We start from the raw sequence: 23,262 nt of genomic DNA, 5'->3' as shown, positions 1-23,262 counted from the left end.
CGTGCCAGCATTCGCTGGCACAAGTCCGCCAATGTAGCGGGTGAGGGCGCGGTTGCCTAGGGGCGAGGCCTCAGGAAGCCAGGCGCTGGGCAATCTGCACGGGGGCGAAATGGCAGGTAAAGGTGCTGCCGTGGCCGGGTACGCTGCTGATCTCCAGGCGTGCGCGGTGACGCAAGAGTACGTGCTTGACGATCGCCAGGCCAAGGCCGGTGCCACCGGTATTGGAGGCGCGGCTGGAGTCGACCCGGTAGAAACGCTCGGTCAGGCGTGGCAGGTGCTTGGCGTCAATGCCGATACCTGAGTCCTGAACGCTGAGGTGCGCGCCCTGTTCGTCGGCCCACCAGCGAATGCGGATCTGTCCTTCGTCCTGGGTGTATTTGACCGCGTTGAAAATAAGATTGGAGAACGCGCTGCGCAGCTCGGCCTCACTGCCCTTGAGGAAGATACCGGGTGTGGTTTCCAGGCTGATGCGCTGGTTACGCTGGCCTGACAGCGCCTGGGCATCGCTCTTGATCGATTGCAGCAAGGCTTCAACCGCCACCGGCTGGTTGTCCGAGGGGTAATCGGTGGCTTCCAGCTTGGCCAGCAACAGCAGGTCATTGAGCAGGGTCTGCATGCGTCCGCCTTGTTGCTGCATCTGCTGCAAGGCGCGGACCCAACGCGGATTCACGTCCTCGACGTTGTCGAGCAGGGTTTCCAGGTAGCCGGCGATCACCGTCAGCGGCGTGCGCAGTTCATGCGAGACGTTGGCAACGAAATCCTTGCGCATCTGTTCGAGCTGGTGGATACGGGTGACGTCGCGTACCAGCATCAGGTGCTCGTTGTTGCCATAGCGGGTGATATGCAGCTGTACGCGCAGGCGGTCGTTGATCGGCGAAGGGATCTCCAGCGGTTCGAGGTAGTTCTCCTGTTCGAAGTACTCCTTGAAGCGCGGGTGGCGCACCAGGTTGGTGACTGGCTGGCCGCTGTCCTGTGGGGTTTTCAGGCCCAGCAGGGTTTCGGCGGCGCGGTTCCACCACTCCAGGTTGCCGTCGCTGTCGAGCATGATCACCGCGTCCTTGAGCGCGGCGGTGGACTCCTGCACGCGGTCGATCACCGCCTGCAGACGGCCACGCACGCGCTGGTCGCGGCGTTGCAGGTGATAGATGCTGTCGAACACCTCGCCCCACAGGCCATAGCCATCAGGCGGTGCTTCGTCGGGTTTGTGCAGGCGCAACCACTCATGCAGGCGCAGCAATTGCTTGAGGGTCCAGCCCAGGTAGAGCGCCAGGCCCAGGGCCAGGCTCCAGCCATAATAGCCGCTGATCAGGCCGACCAGCAGGCAGGCGCTGATCAATAGCAGCATGTGGCGAATCAGGGTGCCATGCCAGTTCTGGTTCAATTAACGACGCGTCCTTTCCAATACCTTGGGCCTGATATAGCGGTTCAGCTCTTGGTGGAGAAGCGATAACCGGTGCCGCGTACGGTTTGTACCAGATTCTCGTAGGCATCACCCAGTGCCTTGCGCAGGCGGCGGATGTGCACGTCGACGGTGCGTTCTTCGACATAGACGTTGCCGCCCCAGACCTGATCGAGCAATTGGCCGCGGGTGTAGGCGCGCTCCTGATGGGTCATGAAGAACTGCAGCAGACGGTATTCGGTCGGGCCCATTTCAGCTGGCTTGCCATCAATGGTCACGCGGTGGCTGATCGGATCGAGCAGCAGGCCACCGACTTCAATGGGCGCTTCGCCATCGCTTGGGCCAGCGCGGCGCAGCACGGCCTTGAGCCGGGCGACCAGCTCACGGGGCGAGAAGGGTTTGGTGATGTAGTCGTCGGCACCGACTTCAAGACCCTGGATCTTGTTGTCTTCCTCACCCTTGGCGGTGAGCATGATGATCGGGATATCGCCGGTCAGCTCGTCGCGCTTCAGGCGTCGGGCCAGTTCGATGCCCGAAGTGCCCGGAAGCATCCAGTCGAGCAGGATCAGGTCCGGCTTGCGGTCGACGATCATCGCGTGGGCCTGCTGCGAGTTTTCTGCTTCCAGGCAGTCATAGCCGGCCATTTCCAATGCAACGGCGATCATCTCGCGGATTGGCGCTTCGTCGTCAACGATCAGAATGTTTCTGCCAACCATGTTCAAACCTCTTCCCGTTCAGGTGTCTTGGCCCGCATTAGATAACGGAATTATTGCAGTCGTGTGACAAGTCGTGGGCGTTTCAGCAACATTCGGTTACTGGGCTAGGCTTAAATTCCCTCTCCCGAGAAACACGGTGGATCCAATGACACGACATACGCTGAACTGGATGGCGCTTTTCACTGCGGTGGCACTGGCGTTGCCAGGAATGGCGTCGGCGCATCATGCCATGATGAAAGACGGTGTGATGGTCGACCATGCTGGCATGACGCTCTACACCTTTGACAAGGATTCGGGCGGTAAGTCCATGTGCAACGATGAGTGCGCCAAGAACTGGCCGCCGCTGATGGTCAAAGACGGCGACATGGCCGAGGAGGGCTGGACACAGATCAAGCGTGACGATGGCTCGATGCAATGGGCCTACAAAGGCAAGCCGGTGTACACCTTCATCAAGGACAAGAAAGCCGGTGACATGACCGGTGACGGCATGAAGGATGTCTGGCATGTGATCAAGTAGTCGTGCCGCAATCGCGGGGCAGGCCCGCTCCCACTGCTCTGTGGGAGCGGGCCTGCCCCGCGACGAATCAGAAGCTGTAATCCAGCACGATCCCGACAAATACCAGCAGCCCGGCCCAGTGGTTATGCAGGAAGGCCTTGAAACACGATTCGCGGTCCAGCTTGCGGGTGGTCCAGAATTCCCAGACGAAGCACACCAGGGCGGCCGCCAGCCCAAGGTGGAACCAGCCTCCCAGTTCAAAGCGGTTACCGGCCATCAGCAAACAGCCTAGCGACAGCACTTGCAGGGTCAGGATAATCATCCGGTCGGCTTCACCGAACAGGATCGCGGTAGATTTGACCCCGATCTTCAGATCATCGTCGCGATCGACCATGGCGTAGTAGGTGTCATAGCCCACCGTCCATAGCAGGTTGGCGATGTACAGCAGCCAGGCGATGGCCGGAAGCTCGCCGTTGGCTGCGGTAAAGGCCATGGGAATGCCCCAGGAGTAAGCCGCCCCGAGCACCACTTGCGGGTAGTAGGTGTAGCGCTTCATGAAGGGATAGCAGGCCGCCAACGCCACCGCGCCGAACGATAACCATACCGTCTGGGCATTGGTGCACAGCACTAGCAGGAAGCTCACGCCGACCAGCACGGCAAACAGCACCAGTGCTTCGCGGGCATTGATCCGGCCGGCTGCCAACGGGCGGTCGGCGGTGCGTTTGACGTGGCCATCGACCTTGCGGTCGGCGAAGTCGTTGATCGCGCAACCGGCCGCACGCATCAGCACCACGCCGAGGGTGAAAATCAGCACGTTGGCCAGAGTCGGGGTGCCCTTGGCGGCAATCCACACCGCTGACAGCGTCGGCCACAACAGCAGGTAAATACCGATCGGCCGGTCCATGCGGCTCAACTGAATGAAGTCCCAGGCGCGCGGATGCAGACGATTGAGCGACTTGAGCAGCTGCAGGTACATCAGCGGATCTCCCCGGAAATCTCGGCGGCCTGCCACAGTGACGGCAGGAAGACTTCGGCAACCAGCACGCTCAGTGTGGCCCGATCAAAGCGCGAGCGACGCCCCCAGAGCTTGTCGCTGGCGTCGATCGCCGGCAGCCAGGCCTTGGGGTAATGACAGACCTCAATGGCGCGGCGCGTAAAGGCCTGGTCGCAGAACAACAGTTCGCCCAGCGAGCGGCTGCCCAGCGCTTCCATGTCCAACCCGCCACTTTCGAGGGCACTGCGCGAGGCGACACTGCGGGCGAACACCCAGGCCTGGCCGTGGCCGCGCAAGTACACTTCGCGGACCCAGCCTTCGCTACCAGGCGCCAGATCCAGCGCCTGGCACTCGTCATCACGCAGGGGCTGCCAACCCTCGTAAAGGGGTGTAACAGAAAAGTGATCGGCGGATAATCGAGTCAGGCGACGGGTCAGTGATCCTTGATCGAACAACCAGTCAAGCAGCGCAGGCGTTGCGCTGTCTGCTACCTGAGAGTACTGCAACCATTCTGCAGCGGGCGCTTGCGATGTTTCGTACGGCACGATGGTATGGGTTAACAGGCTAAAGAGACCGCGAGCTTAGCATGATTGCCCGATCCGGCTTGCATGCTGGCACCTGGCTCCAGTACAAAGCCCCTCCTTGAGAAGGTCGCCACTGTAATGTTGCCGAGAGCGACCACTCCAATGCCTGGGTTTGTTGAGGAAGTAAGTGATGAAAAAGTGGCAGTGTATTGTTTGTGGCCTGATCTACGACGAGGCCGAGGGTTGGCCGGATGATGGCATCGCCCCGGGTACCCGTTGGGAAGATGTCCCGGCAGACTGGCTGTGCCCGGACTGCGGTGTGGGCAAGATGGATTTCGAAATGATCGCCATCGGCTGATCACAATTTAATCAGGAAGCAAGGAAACAGGGCATGACGGCACCGGTGGTAATTGTGGGTACTGGCTTGGCGGGTTACAACCTGGCCCGCGAATTTCGCAAGCTCGACGGCGAGACGCCGTTGCTGTTGATTACCGCCGACGACGGCCGTTCCTATTCCAAGCCAATGTTGTCCACCGGCTTTGCCAAGAACAAGGATGCCGACGGCCTGAGCATGGCCGAGCCGGGGGCCATGGCTGAACAGCTCAAGGCCGAAGTGCGTACCCATACCCGTATCAGCGGCATCGATCCGGGCCACAAGCGCCTGTGGATCGGCGAAGAGCAGGTGGCCTACCGTGACCTGATCCTGGCCTGGGGCGCGCAAACCGTGCAGGTGCCGGTCGAAGGCGATGCCGGTGAGGCGATCTTCCCGATCAACGATCTGGAGGATTACGCCCGCTTCCGTGCAGCGGCGGCGGGCAAGCAGCGGGTGTTGATCCTCGGGGCCGGCCTGATCGGCTGTGAATTCGCCAACGACATGAGCCTGGGCGGCTTCCAGGTCGAGCTGGTGGCGCCGTGCGAGCAGGTCATGCCGACCTTGCTGCACCCGGCAGCCGCCGCCGCCGTGCAGACTGGCCTGGAGGCGCTTGGCGTGCGCTTTCATCTCGGGCCGGTGCTGACGCGTCTGCAACGGGTTGCCGAAGGGCTGGAGGCGCACCTCTCGGACGGTACGGTGATCGCGTGTGACCTGGTGGTTTCGGCGGTTGGCCTGCGTCCACGCATCGACCTGGCCTCTGCGGCTGGCTTGCAGGTGAACCGTGGCGTGGTGGTCGACCGGCACCTGCGTACTTCGCATGCCAATATCTACGCCTTGGGCGATTGCGCCGAAGTCGATGGCCTCAATCTGCTCTATGTCATGCCGTTGATGAGCTGCGCGCGCGCGCTGGCACAAACCCTGGCTGGCAACCCGACAGCAGTTGCCTACGGCCCTATGCCGGTTACGGTGAAGACACCGGCTTGTCCGCTGGTGGTCTCGCCGCCACCCCATGGCCGCGAAGGTACATGGCAGGTCGAAGGTCAGGGCCTTGACCTCAAGGTGCTCTGTCATGACGTCAATGGCAACCTGCTGGGTTACGCCCTGACGGGCTCGGCGGTGATGGAGAAACTGGCTCTAAATCGGCAGCTTCCGGCGCTCATGGCGTAAATAGCTGGCGTTCTGTCGGATTTCCCCTGTTATTGCCGCAACAATGGCCGCCCAGAGACTGGCGCGGCCCCTGACGGCATGCCATCCTCACTCCCGTCTGCCGCAGTTTAGAGCCTGCGGTGCCTTGGGCGCTGTTCTTGAAGAGCAGCACGGCATAACAACAAAAAACCGTCTAAGAGGCTTCACTATGCGCAAACCAGAACTCGCCGCAGCTATTGCTGAAAAGGCCGACCTCACCAAAGAGCAAGCCAATCGCGTGCTCAACGCCGTGCTCGAAGAAATCACTGGCGCCCTGCACCGCAAGGACAGCGTGACGCTGGTCGGATTCGGTACATTCCTGCAGCGTCATCGTGGCGCTCGCACTGGCAAGAACCCGCAAACCGGTGAGCCAGTCAAAATCAAAGCCAGCAACACGGTTGCCTTCAAACCAGGTAAATCCCTGAAGGACAGCGTCAATCCGTGATGCCTCGCACAGATTGATTGCGTTGAAAAACGGGCACCCGACACGGTGCCCGTTTTTTATTGCCCCGCCCGGAGCTTGTGACTAGCATACGGCGCCCCTGTCGCGATGGCAGCGGGACACGTCCAGGGAGGGGCGCAGGATGCACTGCAAAGGTATGTCATTGACCGCCGTGGCGGTCGCTCGCGATTCAGGTGCCGCATGATCCGGCGCCGTCTTCTGCTCAATTTCGCCTTGCATGCATTGGCCTGCGTGCTCTTCGTGCTGCTCAACGATTACGCCGTGAGCTACTACAAACAGCATTTCGGTGGCTTCACTGCCCGGGGCGTGGCAGCCGGCATGGTTGCCTGGGGGGCCTGGTACCTGCTGATGATATTCAGTGTGCCGATTGCGTTGTTCCTGCGCCTCAGGGTTCGTCTGCTGCTGACCCTGGTGCAAGCCTTGCTCATTCTCTATTGGCTGTTGCCGGAGCACCCGGTGCGCGCCCTGTTCTATAGCAGCCTCAATGGTGGCCTGACACTGCTGGCGGTGCTTTTGAGTGAAGGGATGGGGCGTCGCTTGAAGCCGGCCGCCAGCCCGCAGGTGCATGCATGAGGCGCCTGCTGGCATTGATCTGTGGTCTGGGTGTTGCGCAGGCCTTGGCCGACACTCGCACCTTCACGTTGACGCCGGACTTCAGTGGCACCTCGCAAGTGCAGTTGACGCTGCAGGACAATCGTTGGCAGGCGCAGCTGACGGGAGGCGATGGGCGGTCTCAGTCGCTGGCCGATGTCTGCCAGCCCGAGCTGGGCCAGGTGCAGCTGCGTGACGTCTTCACCGTGCGCGGCGACAAGGATTACCTCGTGGTGCAATGCGCAGCGGTGGTCGCTCATCCGGGTTTTGAGTACTACGCGCTCAACGGCCTGGTATTTCAGGCTGGCGTGTACTTCTGGGACAACGGCGCACTGCTCCGTGACGCCCGCGCCTCGCTGGCGTTGTCCGGTTACGAAGGGAACATCACGGAAAACTGGCGCCAGCATCACTGGTACCACACGCCGTCGCTGGCCAGGCAGAAGTTGCTGGAGCAGGTGCGAGGGCATGAGCGGGATTCGTTGAAACTGGCGCGGGAAATCGTCCTCGCGCGGCTTGCAATCGAGGACCGCGATGCGGTGTATACCTACCTCGATATCGAGCTGCCACGGCTGCTGCGAGAGGAGCCGCTGAACGCGCAGACCGCGGCACTGTACAACGACCTCGGCTACGCCCTGCAGCAGGGCGAGTGGCACAGCGCGGCCTATGAGCTGTTTGCCAAAGTCGAAGGGGTCGTGCCGCAGCGGGTCGTACTCAAGCTCAACATCGCCGACAGCCTCTGGGCGTTGTACAAGCGCAAACAGGCTGCCGAGTACTACCGCAGCTATGTCCAGGCCATGAACAGCGCCGGTAAGCCGGGGATCATCCCGGAGCGGGCACGGTCGCGCAGCCAGGAGCCACAATCGTGATCAGGGTTTTATTGTGTCTGCTGCTATTGAGCGTGCTGGTCCCTCCAGCCATGGCCGAGACTTCATGCGTGGCTGAGTTCGACAGCTTCCTGCACGAGTTTGCCAACGATCCTCAGGTGCAACGCCAAGCCAGCAGCGGACGAGTCCTCTACAGCCAGTTGCAGGGGCTGCAGGATAACGTCTATCCATTGGTCCGGGCGATGCAGGGCGCGCAGCTTGCATTGCCATTGATCGCACCCTTGACGGCGGGTCTCAAGGGCCTGGAGGTGCAGCACTTGAGTGATGGCCATGTTCGGGTGCTGGACAAACGCGGCGGTCTCGATCGGCTCAGGGGCTATCAGTTCGAACGCAAGGCGTGCTGGGCGTTGGTCTCCGTCGATGACTGGTCGGTGGATGAGTCACGCCTGCTGCTGACAGGGCTACCAAAGATGAACCCGGCCGAGGAGGTCTGCTACCGCAAAGCCAACATCTTCCTGGCCCTGGGCGGGGTGGAGAAGTATCCACCTACTGCAGAGTTTTTCGACGTAGGCATGCAGTTTCTGCTGTGCGCTGCAGCTTCGGGCAACCCGGACGCCAGCCTGGCCGCTGCGAGCCTGGGTTATTCCGGAATGGCGCCTGCTTTGAGCGCCGCGGTGACCGAGAAGCTGTTCCTCGCCGCTGCGCAGAGCTTGCCTGCGGGTGCGGCTGCCTTGTACGGGTTCTATTGCTCAGGGACTGACCAGAGCTACGATGGCCCGTGCATGGATCCTGAGCGTGCCCGTTCATGGCTGATCAGGTCGATCGACATGGGCAACTGGGAGTCGCTGACAACCTTGGCGTCAGATTGGGAGAGTGGCCGCTTGGGCGGCGCCATCGACCTGTCGCGTGCGCTGGCCTGCTATGAGCTGGCGCGAGAAAAAGGGGTTGTGGAGTACGTGGACAGCGTAAAACGCTTGCAACAAGCCGGTGCGCAGCCCGGGGGACGTTGCTACTAAGCCGCGAATTACCCGGTTACAGAGCAAATTGCCATGATCTTCGCGAAATGTGCGGCAAAGTATGGTGTTTTTATAGCGAGACTATAAACTGCTTCGCCAGTCACTTTTTAGCCGAGGCGTGCACATGAAGTTTCGCTTTCTCCTTTGGGCCATGGGGTTGTTGATGGCCAAGGCCAGTCGCAAGAACCCGGCGTTCCAGCAGCAACTGGCCGACAAGGATCTGGTATTTCAGCTCCAGACCCTCGACGGCAAGGCGGCGCGCCATTTCATCGTCAAGGACATGCGTATCAGCAGCCAGTCCGGCACGCACCCGCAGCCGGCCTTCGCCATTGCCTTCAAGGATGCGGCCTTCGGTTTCGCCACCTTGCAAGCGAAGAACAAGCAATTGGCATTCATGCAGGGGATTCAGGACAAGAGCATCCAGATCAAGGGCAATCCGGCGCTGGTGATCTGGTTCCAGGGCCTGATGAAGTACCTGAAACCCAAGAAGAAGGCCTGACCCGCAGGGGCAGGCCACTCTGCTCAGTGCTGGTTGAATTGCGAGGCCAGCTCGCGTAGCAGGGCTTCTGCTTCCAGCACTTTACTCACCACATCTTCTGCTTTTTCGCGGGAGATGTTCAGGCGCTCAAGCAGTTCGTCCGGGATGGACTCTTCCGGGCCCGAGCCGATACCGCGGGCACGCAGCAGGCGAATAGCCAGGCACACCAGGTTCGGGAACGCCGCGTAGTCTCCGTCGTACTGTGGGTCGTGCTGGAAGCGCAGCGCGGTGGCCAGCTCCTCGGGCATGTCCCAGAAACGCATCAGCCAGGCGCCGATCTGCTCACGGCTGATGCCCAGCAAGTGCTGTTCGACATAGCTGTGGCACAAGTGCGGATTGACCTCCAGGTGGCGGCAGATCAGCGAGAAGTGCGGCGGGAAGACATGCGCCAGCAACAGGTAGCCGAAGTTGTGCAGCAAGCCGGCGAGGTAGGTCAGGCCGGCTTCCGGGCGCTCGGCACGAGGCATGGCGCGAGTCAGGCCTTCGATCACCGCTGCGGTGTAGATCGACTGCTGCCAGTACGGTGTGGTGGCCTGTGGATGGTCCTTGGGCAGGCTCAGGGTTTTGCCCAGTGCCAGGCCCAGTGCCAGGTTGATCACCAGGTCGAAGCCCAGCACGCGGACGATGGCGTCCTCCACTGAACGAATCTTGCCGGGGGAGGCGTAGTAGGGCGAGGCCGCCCAACTGACCACCTGGGCCGCCAGGGCCGGGTCGGTCTCGACCACGCCGGTGATATCGTCGATGGTGGCGTTGGGGTCGACGCGCAGCTTGATGATCTTTTGCGCGGTTTCCGCCAGTGGCGGAATCTCGATGGTATTTTCCAGACGCTGCTGGATTCGCCGGGCGGTGAAGGCCTGGACCGCCTGGGTGATTTCTTCGCGGTCGTCGGTCGGGCGGTCGAGGTTCGGCCGGATGCTGCTCAGCGGCTCGCCAAAATTGCCGGCGCTGGCCTTGCTCAGCATCTTCTTGAAGTCGTCGCGTTCGATTTCCAGCAGCAGGCCTGCCTCACCGGAGTGAATCAGCAGCTTTTCAGGCTTGAGCAGGCTCTCATCATAAAGGCAAGGCGAGCTGGTCAGTGCCGGAAGGCCGGGGAGGATTTTCAGGCCATGCTTGTCGAGCATGGTTTTCAGGCGATCCAGGGGCACGGCGGCCAGCTTGCGACCGGTCAGCTCGGTCAGGCGGTTGAGGTCGAGCAATTGGTTCTGCGCGAACAGCACCATCAACGCGCCGACTTCGTCATCGAGCAACACCGCCTGGATCTTGCGCTCGGGCAACAACTGCGGACGATCCAGCACTTCACGATAGGCAATGCCGAGCTTTTCCAGCAGCAACCGGATAACAGACGGAGCGTGGGGGGTTGCGGTATCCAGGGCAACTTCAGTCATGGTCTGTATCCAGAAATTTTACGATCGCAAGAGTATAACCAGCTTGGACCTTCAGCTGGATCCATTCTGGGACGGGTGTCACACCTGTCCATATTGCTGGCCATGACGCAGCCAGCGTTCCAGCAGCGGGCTGACATGCTCGGGCCAGCGCGCCAGTAGGGCCTGAGCGGCATCACGCACGGCGGGGAGCAGGTCGGCATCGCGCATCAGGTCGGCGACCTTGAACTGCAACAGGCCGGTCTGGCGGGTGCCAAGCATTTCACCGGGGCCGCGCAGCTCCAGGTCTTTCTCGGCAATGATGAAGCCATCATTGGTTTCACGCATGATCCCCAGTCGTTCGCGACCGATCTGCGACAGCGGCGGGTGGTAGAGCAGTACACAATGGCTCACCGCACTGCCCCGGCCGACCCGCCCGCGCAACTGGTGCAGCTGCGCCAGGCCCAGGCGTTCAGGGTTCTCGATGATCATCAGACTGGCGTTGGGGACATCGACGCCGACCTCGATCACCGTGGTCGCCACCAGTAGCTGCAGGTGGCCTTGCTTGAACTCGGCCATGACGGCGGCCTTTTCGGCAGGCTTCATGCGCCCGTGGATCAAGCCGACACGTAGCTCACCCAAGGCGCTGCCCAGCTCCTCGAAGGTGGTTTCGGCGGCCTGGCAGGTCAGCTCTTCGGATTCTTCGATCAGCGTACAGACCCAGTAGGCCTGGCGGCCTTCGGCGCAGGCGGCGCGGACCCGCTCGACCACTTCGAAGCGGCGGCTGTCGGCGACCAATACAGTGTTGACGGGTGTACGCCCGGGCGGCAGCTCGTCGAGGATCGAGGTGTCGAGGTCGGCGTAGGCACTCATCGCCAAGGTCCGTGGGATAGGCGTTGCGGTCATGATCAACTGATGCGGGCAGAGCTGGCCGCCCACGCCTTTCTGGCGTAGCGCCAGGCGCTGCTGTACGCCGAAACGGTGCTGCTCGTCGATGATCGCCAGGGCCAGGTTCTTGAACTTCACCTCGTCCTGGAACAGGGCATGGGTGCCGACCACCATCGGTGCACCAGCAGCGATCTGTTCCAGGGCGCTGACGCGAGCTTTGCCTTTGAGCTTGCCGGCCAACCAGGCCACTTCGATGCCCAGCGGCTCCAGCCAGCGTTTGAAGGTCACGAAGTGCTGTTCGGCGAGAATCTCGGTAGGAGCCATCAGCGCGACCTGATAGCCAGCTTCCAGAGCCTGCAGGGCGGCAAGGGCGGCAACCACGGTCTTGCCGGCGCCGACGTCGCCCTGGACCAGACGCAGCATTGGCTCGGGCTGGCTGAGGTCGTAGGCAATTTCGTTGCCGACCCGTTGTTGGGCGCCAGTCGGGGCGAAGCCGAGGTTGGCCAGGTACTGCTGGGGCAAGCGTGTTGCCTTGGGCAATACCGGTGCCCGTTGCGCCCGCAGGCTTTCGCGCAGGCGCTGCTGGGACAGCTGGTGGGTCAGCAGCTCTTCAAAGGCCAGACGGTGCTGAGCCCAGTGCTGGCCTTCGGCAAGTTCGTCGACGTCGGCATCGGCCGGCGGGTGATGCAGGTAGCGGATGGCATCGTCCAGCGGCGCGAGCTGGTAGTCCCGGGCCAGCTCCACTGGCAGCCAGTCCGGCAGGCTGCGCGGGCCTAGCATCGCCAGGCTTTGCTGGCACAGCTGGCGCAAGCGCTGTTGGGTCAGGCCTTCGGTGGTCGGGTAGATTGGCGTCAGGGTCTGTTCCACTGGCGCCGGTTCGTCGCCAGTCAGGGCGCGGTATTCCGGGTGGTAGATCTCCAGCCCCGAGGCGCCGGGACGGGCTTCGCCGTAGCAACGCAGGTGGGTGCCGCGCTTGAGGCCTTCCTTCTGCGCATTGCTGAAGTGGTAGAAACGCAGGCTCAGCACACCAGTGCCGTCACCCAGGCGCACCAACAGGCTGCGACGCTTGCCCATGACCACATCGGTGCCGCTGACCACCCCTTCGATCACCGCATCCTGGCCAGGGCGCAGGGCGCCGATCGGGACCACACGAGTGCGGTCCTGATAGCGCAGGGGCAGGTGGAAAAGCACATCCTGAAGGTTCTCCAGGCCGACCTTGGCGAGTTTCTCGGCCATGGCCTCGCCAACGCCCTTCAATGCAGTTACCGATACCTGGGACAACTCCGGCATGGCGACTTCCTACGCGCTCGCAGGTGGCTTGGCCACCGAGCACAGGCGGATGGAGTCGGCGAGGATCTCGATTGCCTTGGGCCGCGGGAAGCTCGCGCGCCAGGCGATCGCCACCGTGCGAAACGGTGCCGGCGGGCTCAACGGACGCACTTCGATAACCCCGGGAGCGTAGTGATGGCTGTGTACCGCCGACAACGGCAGGATCGACACGCCAAGACCCGACGCGACCATGTGGCGAATGGTTTCCAGCGAGCTGGACTCGACCGTGGTGTGCTTGGTGCCGTCGCTGCCCTTGGTCAGGGTCGGGCAGGCTTCGAGTACCTGGTCGCGGAAGCAATGGCCCTCGCCGAGTAGCAGCAGGCTCTTGTCGTTGAGCAGGCTGGCGTCGATGGTTTGCTTCTTGGTCCAGGGGTGCTCGCTGGGCATCAGCACATAGAAAGGTTCATCGTACAGGGGCAGGGTCAGGACATCGGCCTCGTTGAACGGCAGGGCGATGATCACCGCGTCCAGCTCACCGTTGCGCAGCTTGTCGCGCAGGATGTGGGTGAAGTTTTCTTCGATGTACAACGGCATCTGCGGGGCAACCCGATGCAGCTGTGGAATCAGGTGCGGGAACAGGTAAGGGCCAACCGTGTAGATCGCCCCGACTTTCAGCGGTGCGGTCAGCTGGTTCTTGCCGGCCTGGGCCAGTTCGCGGATGCCTTGGGCCTGCTCGAGGACTTTCTGCGCCTGGGCGACAATGCCTTCGCCAACCGGGGTCAGGCGTACAGCGCTTTTGCTGCGCTCGAAGATCAGTACACCCAGCTCGTCCTCAAGCTTTTTCACGCCGACCGACAGAGTCGGCTGGCTGACATGGCAACGCTCGGCGGCATGGCCGAAGTGCTGTTCCTGGGCGAGGGTGACGATGTAGCGCAATTCTGTGAGGGTCATAACGTGCGTCCATGAAGTTGCGGCCCCAGCATAGCGGCTGCAATCGATAGACGCACGTTATCAGAGTTGCTTGTTTGTGACAGAAACAAAGCGTCAGCGCTTGTCCAGCGAGTAGACGAATGGCGCGATCACTTCGATGCTGCCGTTATTCAGCAATTCCTTGGGTGGTGGTGGCACCGGCTGGGCGCGACGGATCATCTCCAGAGTCGCCCGATCCAGTGCCGCACTGCCCGAGCCACCGGCCAGGGTGTACGACAGAATCTTGCCCTCGCCATCGACTACAAAACGCAACCGGTTGATGCCTTCCATGCGCATGCGCCGGGCGTTTTCCGGGTAGCGCTTGTACTTGGCCAGGTGGCGCAACAGATCGCTCTGCCAGGTTGGCAGGGCATTGCTGTTGGTGGCGATGCTCGGTGCCGGCGCTGCGGATTTCTGCGCAGGCGCGTTGCTCGGCGGCGTATCGACCACTTGCTCGTCGGTAGGCTTGTCTTGCGGCGGCTCAGGCTTTTTCTCAGGCTTGGGCGGCTGCGGTTTAGCCTTCGGCTTGACCTGCTTGGCGATGGCGATTTTCGGTTTCGGTGCCTCGGCCAGTTTCGGCAGCGGCAGTTCTTCAACCGGCGCTGGCGGCTGTGGCGGGGTCACTACCTTGGGCGGCGGTGGAGGCGCCGGTACGGGCATCGGGGCCATCTCGATCATCATTGCCGCAGGCGGCAACTCGATCGCTTGGGGTACCGACCAATTGAGCGTCAGCAGCACGGCGACAGCATGGATACCCAACACAATCGCCAGACTGGTGCCGTAACGCGCGAACTTATGCCGCGTCTTGATCATTTCTTGGCTGCCGTCTCAAGCCCGACCAGACCGACTTTCAGGTAACCGGCCGCGCGCAGCGAATTCATGACTTCCATCAGATCGCCGTAATCCACGCCTTTGTCGGCCTGGAAGAAGATCGTGGTGTCCTTGTCGCCCTTGGTCTTGGCGTCGAGTACCGCGCCGAGCTGGTCGCGCTGGACCTGCTCTTCGCCGACATAGACGTTCTGGTCAGCCTTGACGCTGAGGAAGATCGGCTTCTCCGGCCTCGGTGCCGGTTTGGCAGTCGAGGCGGGCAGGTCAACCTTGATGTCGACGGTTGCCAGGGGCGCTGCCACCATGAAGATGATCAGCAGGACCAACATCACGTCGATGAACGGCGTGACGTTGATTTCGTGGTTCTCGGCGAGGTCGTCGCCACCTTCGTTAAGATGCAGGCCCATGGATTACCCCACTTTCACCATGTGAGGTGCAGTGGCGCGTTCACCTGGCTGGTGGTCCAGGTCGCGGCTGACCAGCAGCAGGACTTCTGCCGAGGCGTCGGCAACCTGAGCCTTGTAACCGGCGATGGAGCGGGCGAAGACGTTGTAGATGACGACCGCCGGGATTGCGGCAACCAGACCCAGTGCGGTGGCCAGCAGGGCCTCGGCGATACCGGGAGCAACCACAGCCAGGTTGGTGGTCTGGGTTTTGGCGATGCCGATGAAGCTGTTCATGATGCCCCACACGGTACCGAACAGACCGACGAACGGTGCAGTGGAGCCGATGGTGGCCAATACGCCGGTGCCGCTGCTCATGTTGCGGCCGCTGGCGGCTACCAGGCGCTCAAGGCGGAAGCTGACGCGTTCCTTGATGCCTTCTTTCTCGCGGGCGTTGGCCGACAGGCGCATTTCATCCAGGGCATCGTGAACCAGCAGGTGGGCCAGGGTGCCTTCCTTGTTGGCGCCATCGCTGGCTTCCTTGAGGGTGGTGGATTTCTTCAGCAGGGCGATTTCACCGCGCAGACGGCGCTTGGCACCCATCAGCTCGAAGCCCTTGGCGATCCAGATGGTCCAGGTGATGATCGAAGCGATGGCCAGGCCGATCATGACGATCTTGACCACGATGTCGGCGTTTTTGTACATGCCCCATGGGGACAGGTCGTGGGCCATGCCCAGGCTGGTGTCTTCAACCAGCGCTTCGACTTCTTCGGCTTCGGTAACAGCCTGGCCATCAACCGGCGCTGCGGCAGCGGCGGCCGGCGCAGCAGCTGGCTCGGTGCCTGGCGCGGCAGGCGCTGCAGCCGGGGCTACGGCAGCGGCGGGGGCGGCAGCGGCTGTGGTCGGCTCATCGGCCAGTGCAGCCGGGGCCACTGCCAGGCTGAACATCAGCGCGGCAATGGCGCGCCATACGCGCGGCGTGGTTGGCGAAGCGGAAGGTTGGATACGTGTCATGCTGGCCGGACCTGATGAAGAAGAAAGAGGTGGTTGTCCTTCTAGGCCTCGAGACAGGCCGAGAACAAAAATTCGGCGGCCATTATTGCAAGTAATTCTTGTTAGCAGAAGCAATAAAGTTACTTTTTTTCCATCATCGCTAGCCGCCTATCGATTTATTTGGATAGGCTGGGCCTTTGATTTGCGGAGTTTCGGGATGTCTGCGTGTTCTGTTCTGATCGTCGGTTGTGGGGATGTCGGTAGCCGTCTGGCCAAGCAAATGCTGGCGTGCAACTGGCAGGTGAGCGGCCTGCGTCGCAGCGTCGAGCAGTTGCCGGCCGGGATCACGGGCGTGGCTGCGGACCTGTTCGACGCGCAGTGTCCGGCCACCTGGCCATCAGCGGCGCCGGACTATCTGGTCTACTGCGCAGCGGCCAGTCAGCATGACGAGGCCGGTTATCGAGCCGCGTATGTCGATGGCTTGAAGCATGTCCTGAGCTGGTTGGCTGAGCGTGGACAGGCGCCGAAGCGCTTGCTGTTCGTTTCCAGCAGCGGCGTCTATGCCCAGCAGGGCGGTGAATGGATCGACGAGACATCGGTGGCCGAGCCGCAGAACTACAGCGGTACGGTGATGCTGGAGGCGGAAAAGCTGGCGCTGGCCAGCGGCATACCGGCTTCCATCGTGCGTCTGACCGGTATCTATGGCCCGGGACGGGAATGGCTGCTCAGCCAGGTGCGCCAGGGTTACCGGGTCACAGAAGAGCCGCCGCTGTATGCCAACCGCATCCATGCCGAGGATGCCGCCGGCTTGCTGGCTTTTCTGCTCAAGGCCGACGCTGGGGGGCAGGCGCTGGAGGATTGCTACATCGGCGTGGATGATGCCCCGGCACCGCTGGCCGAAGTGGTGGCCTGGCTGCGCCAGTACATGGGCGTCACCGAGTGGTCGGAACAGGATCGGGTACGTCGTACCGGCAGCAAGCGTTGCAGCAACGCCCGTGCCCGGGCACTGGGCTGGGCGCCGCAGTACCCAAGCTACAAGGAAGGCTATGCAGCCATCCTTGAAGGGCGCGCTTAGTTCACCAGCGGGTCAGTCGCGCTCGAGCAACCACTGGCGAGCGCCAGGTTGCAGTTGCGGCTTTTCGTCAGGCTGCGCGCTGTTGAGGGCGCGCAGAATTTCCAGCTGATCGCCATTGCGCTTGAAGATCCACGGCGCGCCTTTTTGGTTGCGCTCCAGCCAGAGGCTGTCGTTGTTGCCGCTCATGTCGGCACAGTCGCCGGCCAGGCACAGCGCGTAGCGGTCCAGGTTGGGTAAACCCTCGACGCTGCCGTTGTCGCGAAAATGCACCAGGGCGCCCTGGCCCGGGCCTTCGACGATCTTCCACTCGCCACCGAGGTAGGCGTTGTACAGGGCCTGTTCAAACGTGGTGCCGGTGCGAGCGCCCATAGGGGCAGGCGTACGGGCTTTCTCGAAGCTCTGTTGCGGTGCCCAGTCGCTGGTGTTCTGCACCAGCTCGTCACCGTCCAGGACCAGGGTTGCGACCTGGTTGCCGGAGAATTCCACCTGGTATTGCTTGTCGCCAGCCTTGAGCTGGCCTTCGGCAATTTCAAAGCCGTTGTCGAAGCTGGCCTGCGCAGCGGCGACATTGACCTTCCATTCGAAGTTCGGGCCGTTGTCGTGCAGGGCCTGGCGCAGGCTGACGCCTTTGGCGGCAGTATCGATGGCTTTCTGGTTGATCCAGATGCCGTTGTAGTCTTCAGGTTTGTGGCTGGCGCATCCGCTCAGCAGTGCGGCAGCCAGGGTCAGGGCAAGCGCGTGGCGCATGGCGGGATCCTTCCGGGGCAGAGCGAGGGCGAGCCGGGCGGCTCGCCGCGCGGGGTATTACTCGAGGACCAGAATCGCGTCCATTTCAACTTGCGAGCCACGTGGCAGGGCGGCAACACCGATGGCGGCGCGCGCTGGGTACGGCTGTTCGAAGTACTTGCCCATGATCTCGTTGACCTTGGCGAAGTGGCTCAGGTCGGTCAGGAAGATGTTCAGCTTGACGATGTCCTTGAACGAACCGCCGGCAGCCTCAGCAACCGCCTTGAGGTTTTCGAAGACCTGAACGGTCTGGGCTTCGAAGCCTTCGACCAGTTCCATGGTTTTCGGGTCCAGTGGGATCTGGCCGGACATGTACACCGTGTTACCGGCTTTGATCGCCTGGGAGTAGGTACCGATGGCGGCGGGGGCCTTGTCACTGGTGATGACGGTCTTGGTCATGATGACTCCTTGCTGTTATTGGGCTACGTGCGCATGCGGGTGATGCGGATCACCCCGGTCAGGGCACGCAGTTTCTTGATCACGCGGGCCAGGTGCACGCGGTCGTGCACGCTGACCACCAGTTGGACCACGCTGATGCGACCATCGCGCTCATCCATGCTGATTTTTTCGATGTTGCCGTCGGCGGCGTTGACGCTGCTGGCCAGCAGTGCGATCAGGCCGCGTTGGTGCTCCAGCTCGACGCGCAGTTCGACGTTGAACTCACCGGTGACATCCTTGGCCCAGGACAGCTGCACGCACTTTTCCGGGTTGTGGCGGATTTCACTGATGTTTCGGCAATTTTCCAGGTGCACGACCATGCCTTTGCCGGCCGACAGGTGGCCGACGATCGGGTCGCCCGGGATCGGTGTGCAGCACTTCGCATAGCTGAGCACCAGGCCTTCGGTACCGCGGATCGCCAATGGACCTTCGGGGGTCGGCAGCTGCTCGCCTTCGCTGGACAGCAAGCGGCGTGCGACCACATAGGCCATGCGGTTGCCCAGGCCGATGTCTTCGAGCATGTCCTCGAGCTGCTCCAGGCGGTACTCGCTGAGCATGGCCTGGACGCGCTCCTGGGGAATCTTGTCCAGGGCGCTGTCGAAACCATTGAGCACTTTGTTCAGCAGGCGTTCGCCGAGGCTGATGGACTCGGAACGGCGCTGCAGCTTGAGGGCGTGGCGGATGTGCGTGCGGGCTTTGCCGGTGACGACGAAGTTCAGCCAGGCTGGGTTCGGTCGCGCGCCCGGAGCGCTGACGATCTCGACCGTCGAGCCGCTCTGCAGCGGTTCGGACAGTGGCGCCAGGCGCCGGTTGATCCGGCAGGCGATGCAACTGTTGCCGACGTCGGTGTGCACCGCGTAAGCGAAATCGACCGCCGTGGAGCCTTTGGGCAGCTCCATGATGCGGCCTTTGGGCGTGAACACGTAGACCTCGTCCGGGAACAGGTCGATCTTCACGCTTTCAATGAATTCCAGGGAGTTGCCTGCGCGTTGCTGCATCTCCAGTACGCCTTTGACCCACTGGCGGGCGCGGGCGTGGGTGCCTTTGGGCTGTTCGTCGTCGCTGGACTTGTACAGCCAGTGGGCGGCAATGCCGTTGTTGGCCATCTCTTCCATTTCGCGGGTGCGAATCTGGATCTCGATAGGTACCCCGTGCATGCCGAACAGCGTGGTATGCAGCGACTGGTAGCCGTTGGCCTTGGGAATTGCGATGTAGTCCTTGAAGCGTCCGGGCAGCGGCTTGTACAGGTTGTGCACGGCGCCGAGCACGCGGTAGCAGGTGTCTACCTTGTCGACGATGATGCGAAACGCATAGACATCCATGATCTCGTTGAAGGCGCGGCGCTTGCCGCGCATCTTCTTGTAGATGCCGTACAGGTGCTTCTGGCGGCCGCTGACTTCGCCTTCGATGCCGTCGACGGCCAGGCAGTGGGCCAGCGACTCTTCGATCTTGTTGACGATTTCCTTGCGGTTGCCGCGGGCGCGCTTGACTGCCTGGTAGATGCGCGCGGAGCGCATCGGGTGCATGGCCTTGAAACCCAGGTCTTCGAATTCCACGCGCACACTGTGCATCCCCAGACGGTTGGCGATGGGGGCGTAGATTTCCAGGGTTTCTTTGGCGATGCGCCGGCGTTTTTCGCCTGACAGCACTTCAAGCGTGCGCATGTTGTGCAGGCGGTCGGCCAGTTTGACCAGGATCACGCGGATATCCCGGGCCATGGCCATGGCCATTTTCTGGAAGTTTTCCGCCTGGGCTTCGGCTTTGGTCTCGAAGTTCATCTGGGTCAGTTTGCTGACCCCATCGACCAGTTCGGCCACGGTCTCGCCAAATTGCGAGCTGAGGGCTTCCTTGGCGATGCCGGTGTCTTCGATCACGTCATGGAGCATGGCCGCCATCAGGCTCTGATGGTCCATGTGCATGTCGGCGAGGATGCTTGCCACCGCCAGCGGATGTGTGACGTAGGCTTCACCGCTACGACGGCGTTGGCCATCGTGGGCTTGTTCGGCGTAGAAGTACGCTCGGCGCACCAGGTTGACCTGGTCAGCGCCGAGGTAGGTCGACAGACGATCGGCGAGGGCGTCTATGCTCGGCACAGGATTACCTCCTGTCGAGGAAAGGGGACCTGCGCCGTACTACGTCGACCAGGCATAGGCTTAGACCGCCTCGTTGGCCTCTTCCTCGCTACCAAATGCAAAGGCAGGCTCGACTTCGACAATGGATTCGGCAGCGATGAATTCAGGGGTGCAGATGCCTTCAGCGATTTCACGCAGGGCAACGACGGTAGGTTTGTCGTTTTCCCATGCCACTTTCGGCTCTTTGCCGCCGGTGGCCAGCTGACGGGCACGCTTGGTAGAGAGCATGACCAGCTCAAAACGGTTATCCACGTGTTCTAGGCAGTCTTCAACGGTTACGCGGGCCATGGTCTTCCTCAAGTAGCAAATGCGGTGTTCAGCCCGAATGGGCGAGCGGACTCGATAGTTTAAAAAATCACCAGCCTTTAGGGAAGCTTTGATTTTGTTTCGGGTCCTTGATAGCGCTGACGATAACCACTTCAGGGGCTCTGGCACAACTGTTTGTCGTGTTGTCGGATTTAAAGCATCGCGGGGCAAGCCCGCTCCCACAGGCCCCACGATGACGATTTTACTGGCGCCCCAAGGCATCGCGCAGCCGCGGCGTCAGTTCATCGAACAAGGTCTGCACCGAGCGCAAAGCCCGGCAATCCGGGCGGGTCAGCAGCCATACCTCGGTGTCGCAACCGGGCAGGGCCTCGCTCAACGGCTCGACGCCCGGCAGGGTGTGGGCCATGTAGTCGGGTAGCGCCGCCACGCCCAGTCCGGCAGTCACCAGTTGGGCAATGGCCGAGATGCTACTGCAGCGATAACGGGGCGTCACACTGGGTAGATGCTCACTGCGCCAGACCACCGTGGGATGGTCCTGCATGGCATCGTCCGGTGCAATCCAGGGCAGGCTGGCCGGGGCTTCTTTGAGCTTTTCGCGATACTCCTCGCGGCCACAGACCACATAAGAAGCCGAGCCCAGGCAGCGGCCGACCAGGTGCTCCGGTGGCGCGTTGGTCAGGCGCAGGGCCAGGTCGGCATCGCGGCGGCTCAGGTTGGCGAAGGTGTTGGAGGTCGCCAGTTCAAGCGACAGGGCCGGATAGGCCGGCATGAACTCGGCCAGGGCCGGCAGCAGCAGGCTGTGCAGCACGGCGTCGGTACATGTCAGACGAACGGTACCGCTGACCACCTGCTCACCGTGCTCCAGCGCCACCCGCGCGGCATCCAGGGCCTGTTCGGCGCGCTCGGCCTGCTCGGCCAGGGCCTGGGCGGTACCGGTGGGGATGTAGCCTTTGCGGCTCTTTACGAACAACGCGGTACCGAGGGCAGCTTCCATGCGCCGGATCGAGCGGAACACCGTCGAAACATCCACCCGCAGCAGCTCTGCGGCCTTTGCCAGTGAGCGTCCGCGTACCAGGGCGAGTACCAGTGAGAGGTCGGCGTGACTGATCTGATATTGCATGGGTGCACTCTTTGCTTGCCTAAATGCCAATGTCTGTTGCGCTAGGGCCATTCTATAGTGCGGCAGCAGTCGTGAATCAACTCGCGACGTTGTCAGCATGTGGAACGAAAGTCCTATATGACAACGTTCTGCAGTTCCCCACGATGGGACTACTTAAAAGAACAAATGAAACCATCGCCGCTCCCGTTAGCGCCGCAGTACCTCCTCCACAGTCGTTCGATAAAAAATCAAAGGATGCCTAGCCATGACGTCGGTCTCCCCGCGCGCCATCCCTCTCGACGAGATGGGTGAATTTCTCCAGGCCCACCCTGAGGTGCAGTTTGTCGATCTGTTGATTGCCGACATGAACGGCGTGGTACGTGGCAAGCGCATCGAGCGTGCGAGCCTGGTCAAAGTCTACGAAAAAGGCATAAACCTGCCGGCCTCGCTGTTCGCCCTGGATATCAACGGTTCGACCGTGGAAAGCACCGGCCTGGGCCTGGATATCGGCGACGCCGACCGTATCTGTTTCCCGATCCCTGGCACCCTGAGCTACGAACCCTGGCAGAAGCGCCCTACTGCGCAGTTGCTGATGACCATGCACGAGCTGGACGGCGCGCCGTTCTTTGCCGACCCGCGTGAGGTTTTGCGTGGCGTCGTGGAGAAATTCGACGCATTGGGCCTGGATATCTGTGCGGCGTTCGAGCTGGAGTTCTACCTGATCGACCAGGACAACCTCAACGGCCGTCCACAACCGCCGCGCTCGCCGATCTCCGGCAAGCGTCCGCAATCGACCCAGGTGTACCTGATCGACGATCTCGACGAGTACGTCGACTGCCTGCAGGACATGCTCGAAGCAGCGAAAGAACAGGGCATTCCTGCCGATGCCATCGTCAAGGAAAGCGCGCCTGCGCAGTTCGAGGTCAACCTGCATCACGTCGCCGACGCGATCAAGGCCTGCGACTATGCGGTACTGCTCAAGCGCCTGATCAAGAACATCGCCTACGACCATGAGATGGATTCCACCTTCATGGCCAAGCCTTACCCGGGCCAGGCGGGCAACGGTCTGCATGTGCATATCTCGTTGCTGGACAAGAAAACCGGCAAGAACATCTTCACCAGCGATGACCCCGAGCAGAGCGAGACCCTGCGCCACGCCATCGGTGGCGTCCTGGAAACCATGCCGGCGTCGATGGCCTTCCTCTGCCCGAACATCAACTCCTACCGCCGTTTCGGTGCCCAGTTCTATGTGCCCAATGCGCCAAGCTGGGGCCTGGACAACCGCACCGTGGCGGTCCGTGTACCGACCGGCAGCAGCGATGCGGTGCGCATCGAACACCGCGTAGCCGGTGCCGATGCCAACCCGTACCTGATGATGGCAGCGATTCTGGCCGGTATTCACCACGGCCTGACCAACCAGATCGAGCCGGGCGCGCCGATTGAAGGCAACTCCTACGAGCAACTGGAGCAGAGCCTGCCGAACAACCTGCGCGATGCGTTGCGTGAACTCGATGACAGCGAAGTGCTGAACAAGTACATCAGCCCGGATTACATCGACATTTTCGTCGCCTGCAAGGAAAGCGAAATGGCCGAATTCGAGGTGTCGATTTCCGACCTCGAATACAACTGGTACCTGCATACCGTGTGATGCCCGG

At 61.9% G+C, this 23,262-nt stretch carries 25 protein-coding genes; 10 read left to right on the top strand and 15 right to left on the bottom strand.

Annotated elements, in window-relative coordinates:
* Positions 1-70 precede the first annotated feature (70 nt).
* Entirely contained in the window at positions 71-1,345 is a 1,275-nt protein-coding gene (gene phoR / locus ACVI9W_RS11840) for a phosphate regulon sensor histidine kinase PhoR (RefSeq protein ID WP_461531826.1), read from the bottom strand.
* An 80-nt stretch (positions 1,346-1,425) separates the two neighbouring features.
* Positions 1,426-2,115, bottom strand: coding sequence for a phosphate regulon transcriptional regulator PhoB (gene phoB / locus ACVI9W_RS11835; protein ID WP_038615964.1), 690 nt, complete (start codon positions 2,113-2,115; stop codon positions 1,426-1,428).
* 145 nt (positions 2,116-2,260) lie between these two features.
* Here phoB and ACVI9W_RS11830 point away from each other — a divergent pair, with 145 nt between their 5' ends.
* The gene (locus ACVI9W_RS11830; RefSeq protein ID WP_038615961.1) at positions 2,261-2,632 is read left to right on the top strand and encodes a COG4315 family predicted lipoprotein; all 372 of its coding nucleotides are present in this window, start codon (positions 2,261-2,263) and stop codon (positions 2,630-2,632) included.
* Between the two features lie 67 nt (positions 2,633-2,699).
* On the opposite strand, the gene ubiA is transcribed toward ACVI9W_RS11830, so the two are convergent.
* Positions 2,700-3,587 (bottom strand): 4-hydroxybenzoate octaprenyltransferase, encoded by an 888-nt coding sequence (ubiA, locus tag ACVI9W_RS11825; protein WP_461530071.1) that lies wholly within the window; start codon positions 3,585-3,587, stop codon positions 2,700-2,702.
* Positions 3,587-4,150, bottom strand: coding sequence for a chorismate--pyruvate lyase family protein (locus tag ACVI9W_RS11820; protein ID WP_342623708.1), 564 nt, complete (start codon positions 4,148-4,150; stop codon positions 3,587-3,589). The genes ubiA and ACVI9W_RS11820 overlap by 1 nt, the downstream gene beginning before the upstream one ends.
* Positions 4,151-4,319: 169 nt before the next feature.
* Between ACVI9W_RS11820 and ACVI9W_RS11815 the strand changes: the two genes are divergently transcribed.
* The 7 genes from ACVI9W_RS11815 (at position 4,320) to ACVI9W_RS11785 (ending at position 9,080) form a co-directional block, all read left to right on the top strand.
* A complete protein-coding gene (locus ACVI9W_RS11815) occupies positions 4,320-4,487 on the top strand; it encodes a rubredoxin (RefSeq protein WP_028942479.1) in 168 nt (55 codons plus the stop codon).
* A gap of 33 nt (positions 4,488-4,520) precedes the next feature.
* Positions 4,521-5,669, top strand: coding sequence for an NAD(P)/FAD-dependent oxidoreductase (locus tag ACVI9W_RS11810; RefSeq protein WP_461530070.1), 1,149 nt, complete (start codon positions 4,521-4,523; stop codon positions 5,667-5,669).
* 187 nt (positions 5,670-5,856) lie between these two features.
* Positions 5,857-6,132 carry an HU family DNA-binding protein gene (locus ACVI9W_RS11805; RefSeq protein ID WP_003213368.1) on the top strand — a complete coding sequence of 92 codons (276 nt, stop codon included), beginning with the start codon at positions 5,857-5,859 and terminating at the stop codon, positions 6,130-6,132.
* Between the two features lie 198 nt (positions 6,133-6,330).
* A complete protein-coding gene (locus ACVI9W_RS11800) occupies positions 6,331-6,723 on the top strand; it encodes a hypothetical protein (RefSeq protein WP_461530069.1) in 393 nt (130 codons plus the stop codon).
* Positions 6,720-7,607, top strand: coding sequence for a hypothetical protein (locus ACVI9W_RS11795; RefSeq protein WP_461530068.1), 888 nt, complete (start codon positions 6,720-6,722; stop codon positions 7,605-7,607). Before ACVI9W_RS11800 ends, ACVI9W_RS11795 begins: the two co-directional genes overlap by 4 nt.
* Positions 7,604-8,581 (top strand): SEL1-like repeat protein, encoded by a 978-nt coding sequence (locus tag ACVI9W_RS11790; protein WP_461530067.1) that lies wholly within the window; start codon positions 7,604-7,606, stop codon positions 8,579-8,581. The genes ACVI9W_RS11795 and ACVI9W_RS11790 overlap by 4 nt, the downstream gene beginning before the upstream one ends.
* A gap of 124 nt (positions 8,582-8,705) precedes the next feature.
* On the top strand, positions 8,706-9,080 hold the full coding sequence (locus ACVI9W_RS11785; RefSeq protein ID WP_157190543.1) for an SCP2 sterol-binding domain-containing protein: 375 nt from the start codon (positions 8,706-8,708) through the stop codon (positions 9,078-9,080).
* 23 nt (positions 9,081-9,103) lie between these two features.
* Here ACVI9W_RS11785 and ACVI9W_RS11780 read toward each other — a convergent pair whose 3' ends face one another.
* The 6 genes from ACVI9W_RS11780 to exbB form a co-directional block, all read right to left on the bottom strand.
* Positions 9,104-10,504 carry an aminoacyl-tRNA deacylase and HDOD domain-containing protein gene (locus ACVI9W_RS11780; protein ID WP_461530066.1) on the bottom strand — a complete coding sequence of 467 codons (1,401 nt, stop codon included), beginning with the start codon at positions 10,502-10,504 and terminating at the stop codon, positions 9,104-9,106.
* A 78-nt stretch (positions 10,505-10,582) separates the two neighbouring features.
* A complete protein-coding gene (recG, locus tag ACVI9W_RS11775) occupies positions 10,583-12,658 on the bottom strand; it encodes an ATP-dependent DNA helicase RecG (protein ID WP_038615942.1) in 2,076 nt (691 codons plus the stop codon).
* 9 nt (positions 12,659-12,667) lie between these two features.
* Positions 12,668-13,588, bottom strand: a complete 921-nt coding sequence (locus ACVI9W_RS11770; RefSeq protein ID WP_038615940.1) for a hydrogen peroxide-inducible genes activator — start codon at positions 13,586-13,588, stop codon at positions 12,668-12,670.
* A gap of 93 nt (positions 13,589-13,681) precedes the next feature.
* On the bottom strand, positions 13,682-14,419 hold the full coding sequence (locus tag ACVI9W_RS11765) for an energy transducer TonB (protein WP_157190539.1): 738 nt from the start codon (positions 14,417-14,419) through the stop codon (positions 13,682-13,684).
* The gene (exbD, locus tag ACVI9W_RS11760; RefSeq protein ID WP_038615935.1) at positions 14,416-14,841 is read right to left on the bottom strand and encodes a TonB system transport protein ExbD; all 426 of its coding nucleotides are present in this window, start codon (positions 14,839-14,841) and stop codon (positions 14,416-14,418) included. The genes ACVI9W_RS11765 and exbD overlap by 4 nt, the downstream gene beginning before the upstream one ends.
* A 3-nt stretch (positions 14,842-14,844) precedes the next feature.
* Positions 14,845-15,831, bottom strand: coding sequence for a tonB-system energizer ExbB (gene exbB, locus ACVI9W_RS11755; RefSeq protein WP_461530065.1), 987 nt, complete (start codon positions 15,829-15,831; stop codon positions 14,845-14,847).
* A 196-nt stretch (positions 15,832-16,027) separates the two neighbouring features.
* Between exbB and ACVI9W_RS11750 the strand changes: the two genes are divergently transcribed.
* Positions 16,028-16,885 carry an SDR family oxidoreductase gene (locus ACVI9W_RS11750; protein ID WP_461530064.1) on the top strand — a complete coding sequence of 286 codons (858 nt, stop codon included), beginning with the start codon at positions 16,028-16,030 and terminating at the stop codon, positions 16,883-16,885.
* Positions 16,886-16,897: 12 nt separating this feature from the next.
* On the opposite strand, the gene ACVI9W_RS11745 is transcribed toward ACVI9W_RS11750, so the two are convergent.
* The 5 genes from ACVI9W_RS11745 to ACVI9W_RS11725 form a co-directional block, all read right to left on the bottom strand.
* Positions 16,898-17,632, bottom strand: a complete 735-nt coding sequence (locus ACVI9W_RS11745; RefSeq protein WP_038615928.1) for a hypothetical protein — start codon at positions 17,630-17,632, stop codon at positions 16,898-16,900.
* A gap of 57 nt (positions 17,633-17,689) precedes the next feature.
* Positions 17,690-18,070, bottom strand: a complete 381-nt coding sequence (locus tag ACVI9W_RS11740) for a RidA family protein (protein WP_038615925.1) — start codon at positions 18,068-18,070, stop codon at positions 17,690-17,692.
* A gap of 23 nt (positions 18,071-18,093) precedes the next feature.
* Positions 18,094-20,202 (bottom strand): bifunctional GTP diphosphokinase/guanosine-3',5'-bis pyrophosphate 3'-pyrophosphohydrolase, encoded by a 2,109-nt coding sequence (gene spoT, locus ACVI9W_RS11735; RefSeq protein ID WP_038615922.1) that lies wholly within the window; start codon positions 20,200-20,202, stop codon positions 18,094-18,096.
* 60 nt (positions 20,203-20,262) lie between these two features.
* Positions 20,263-20,529, bottom strand: coding sequence for a DNA-directed RNA polymerase subunit omega (gene rpoZ, locus ACVI9W_RS11730; protein WP_028942466.1), 267 nt, complete (start codon positions 20,527-20,529; stop codon positions 20,263-20,265).
* A 220-nt stretch (positions 20,530-20,749) separates the two neighbouring features.
* Positions 20,750-21,628 carry a LysR family transcriptional regulator gene (locus tag ACVI9W_RS11725; RefSeq protein ID WP_461530063.1) on the bottom strand — a complete coding sequence of 293 codons (879 nt, stop codon included), beginning with the start codon at positions 21,626-21,628 and terminating at the stop codon, positions 20,750-20,752.
* Positions 21,629-21,872: 244 nt separating this feature from the next.
* Here ACVI9W_RS11725 and ACVI9W_RS11720 point away from each other — a divergent pair, with 244 nt between their 5' ends.
* Positions 21,873-23,255 carry a glutamine synthetase family protein gene (locus ACVI9W_RS11720; RefSeq protein ID WP_038615917.1) on the top strand — a complete coding sequence of 461 codons (1,383 nt, stop codon included), beginning with the start codon at positions 21,873-21,875 and terminating at the stop codon, positions 23,253-23,255.
* The last annotated feature ends 7 nt before the right edge of the window (positions 23,256-23,262 follow it).

It is taken from the genome of Pseudomonas sp. 210_17 TE3656 (assembly GCF_054821965.1).
This window is presented reverse-complemented; position numbering and strand designations above follow the sequence as displayed.

What these genes read in the sequence shown, in the direction of transcription:
- ACVI9W_RS11750 (WP_461530064.1), top strand. Translation starts at nt 16,028, where the DNA reads ATGTCTGCGTGTTCTGTTCTGATCGTCGGTTGTGGGGATGTCGGTAGC.
- ACVI9W_RS11810 (WP_461530070.1), top strand. Translation starts at nt 4,521, where the DNA reads ATGACGGCACCGGTGGTAATTGTGGGTACTGGCTTGGCGGGTTACAAC.
- ACVI9W_RS11770 (WP_038615940.1), bottom strand. Translation starts at nt 13,588, where the DNA reads ATGACCCTCACAGAATTGCGCTACATCGTCACCCTCGCCCAGGAACAG.
- ACVI9W_RS11780 (WP_461530066.1), bottom strand. Translation starts at nt 10,504, where the DNA reads ATGACTGAAGTTGCCCTGGATACCGCAACCCCCCACGCTCCGTCTGTT.
- ubiA (WP_461530071.1), bottom strand. Translation starts at nt 3,587, where the DNA reads ATGTACCTGCAGCTGCTCAAGTCGCTCAATCGTCTGCATCCGCGCGCC.
- ACVI9W_RS11800 (WP_461530069.1), top strand. Translation starts at nt 6,331, where the DNA reads ATGATCCGGCGCCGTCTTCTGCTCAATTTCGCCTTGCATGCATTGGCC.
- ACVI9W_RS11830 (WP_038615961.1), top strand. Translation starts at nt 2,261, where the DNA reads ATGACACGACATACGCTGAACTGGATGGCGCTTTTCACTGCGGTGGCA.
- recG (WP_038615942.1), bottom strand. Translation starts at nt 12,658, where the DNA reads ATGCCGGAGTTGTCCCAGGTATCGGTAACTGCATTGAAGGGCGTTGGC.
- exbB (WP_461530065.1), bottom strand. Translation starts at nt 15,831, where the DNA reads ATGACACGTATCCAACCTTCCGCTTCGCCAACCACGCCGCGCGTATGG.
- ACVI9W_RS11795 (WP_461530068.1), top strand. Translation starts at nt 6,720, where the DNA reads ATGAGGCGCCTGCTGGCATTGATCTGTGGTCTGGGTGTTGCGCAGGCC.
- ACVI9W_RS11815 (WP_028942479.1), top strand. Translation starts at nt 4,320, where the DNA reads ATGAAAAAGTGGCAGTGTATTGTTTGTGGCCTGATCTACGACGAGGCC.
- ACVI9W_RS11805 (WP_003213368.1), top strand. Translation starts at nt 5,857, where the DNA reads ATGCGCAAACCAGAACTCGCCGCAGCTATTGCTGAAAAGGCCGACCTC.
- ACVI9W_RS11720 (WP_038615917.1), top strand. Translation starts at nt 21,873, where the DNA reads ATGACGTCGGTCTCCCCGCGCGCCATCCCTCTCGACGAGATGGGTGAA.
- rpoZ (WP_028942466.1), bottom strand. Translation starts at nt 20,529, where the DNA reads ATGGCCCGCGTAACCGTTGAAGACTGCCTAGAACACGTGGATAACCGT.
- ACVI9W_RS11740 (WP_038615925.1), bottom strand. Translation starts at nt 18,070, where the DNA reads ATGACCAAGACCGTCATCACCAGTGACAAGGCCCCCGCCGCCATCGGT.
- phoR (WP_461531826.1), bottom strand. Translation starts at nt 1,345, where the DNA reads ATGCTGCTATTGATCAGCGCCTGCCTGCTGGTCGGCCTGATCAGCGGC.
- ACVI9W_RS11765 (WP_157190539.1), bottom strand. Translation starts at nt 14,419, where the DNA reads ATGATCAAGACGCGGCATAAGTTCGCGCGTTACGGCACCAGTCTGGCG.
- exbD (WP_038615935.1), bottom strand. Translation starts at nt 14,841, where the DNA reads ATGGGCCTGCATCTTAACGAAGGTGGCGACGACCTCGCCGAGAACCAC.
- phoB (WP_038615964.1), bottom strand. Translation starts at nt 2,115, where the DNA reads ATGGTTGGCAGAAACATTCTGATCGTTGACGACGAAGCGCCAATCCGC.
- ACVI9W_RS11785 (WP_157190543.1), top strand. Translation starts at nt 8,706, where the DNA reads ATGAAGTTTCGCTTTCTCCTTTGGGCCATGGGGTTGTTGATGGCCAAG.
- ACVI9W_RS11745 (WP_038615928.1), bottom strand. Translation starts at nt 17,632, where the DNA reads ATGCGCCACGCGCTTGCCCTGACCCTGGCTGCCGCACTGCTGAGCGGA.
- ACVI9W_RS11725 (WP_461530063.1), bottom strand. Translation starts at nt 21,628, where the DNA reads ATGCAATATCAGATCAGTCACGCCGACCTCTCACTGGTACTCGCCCTG.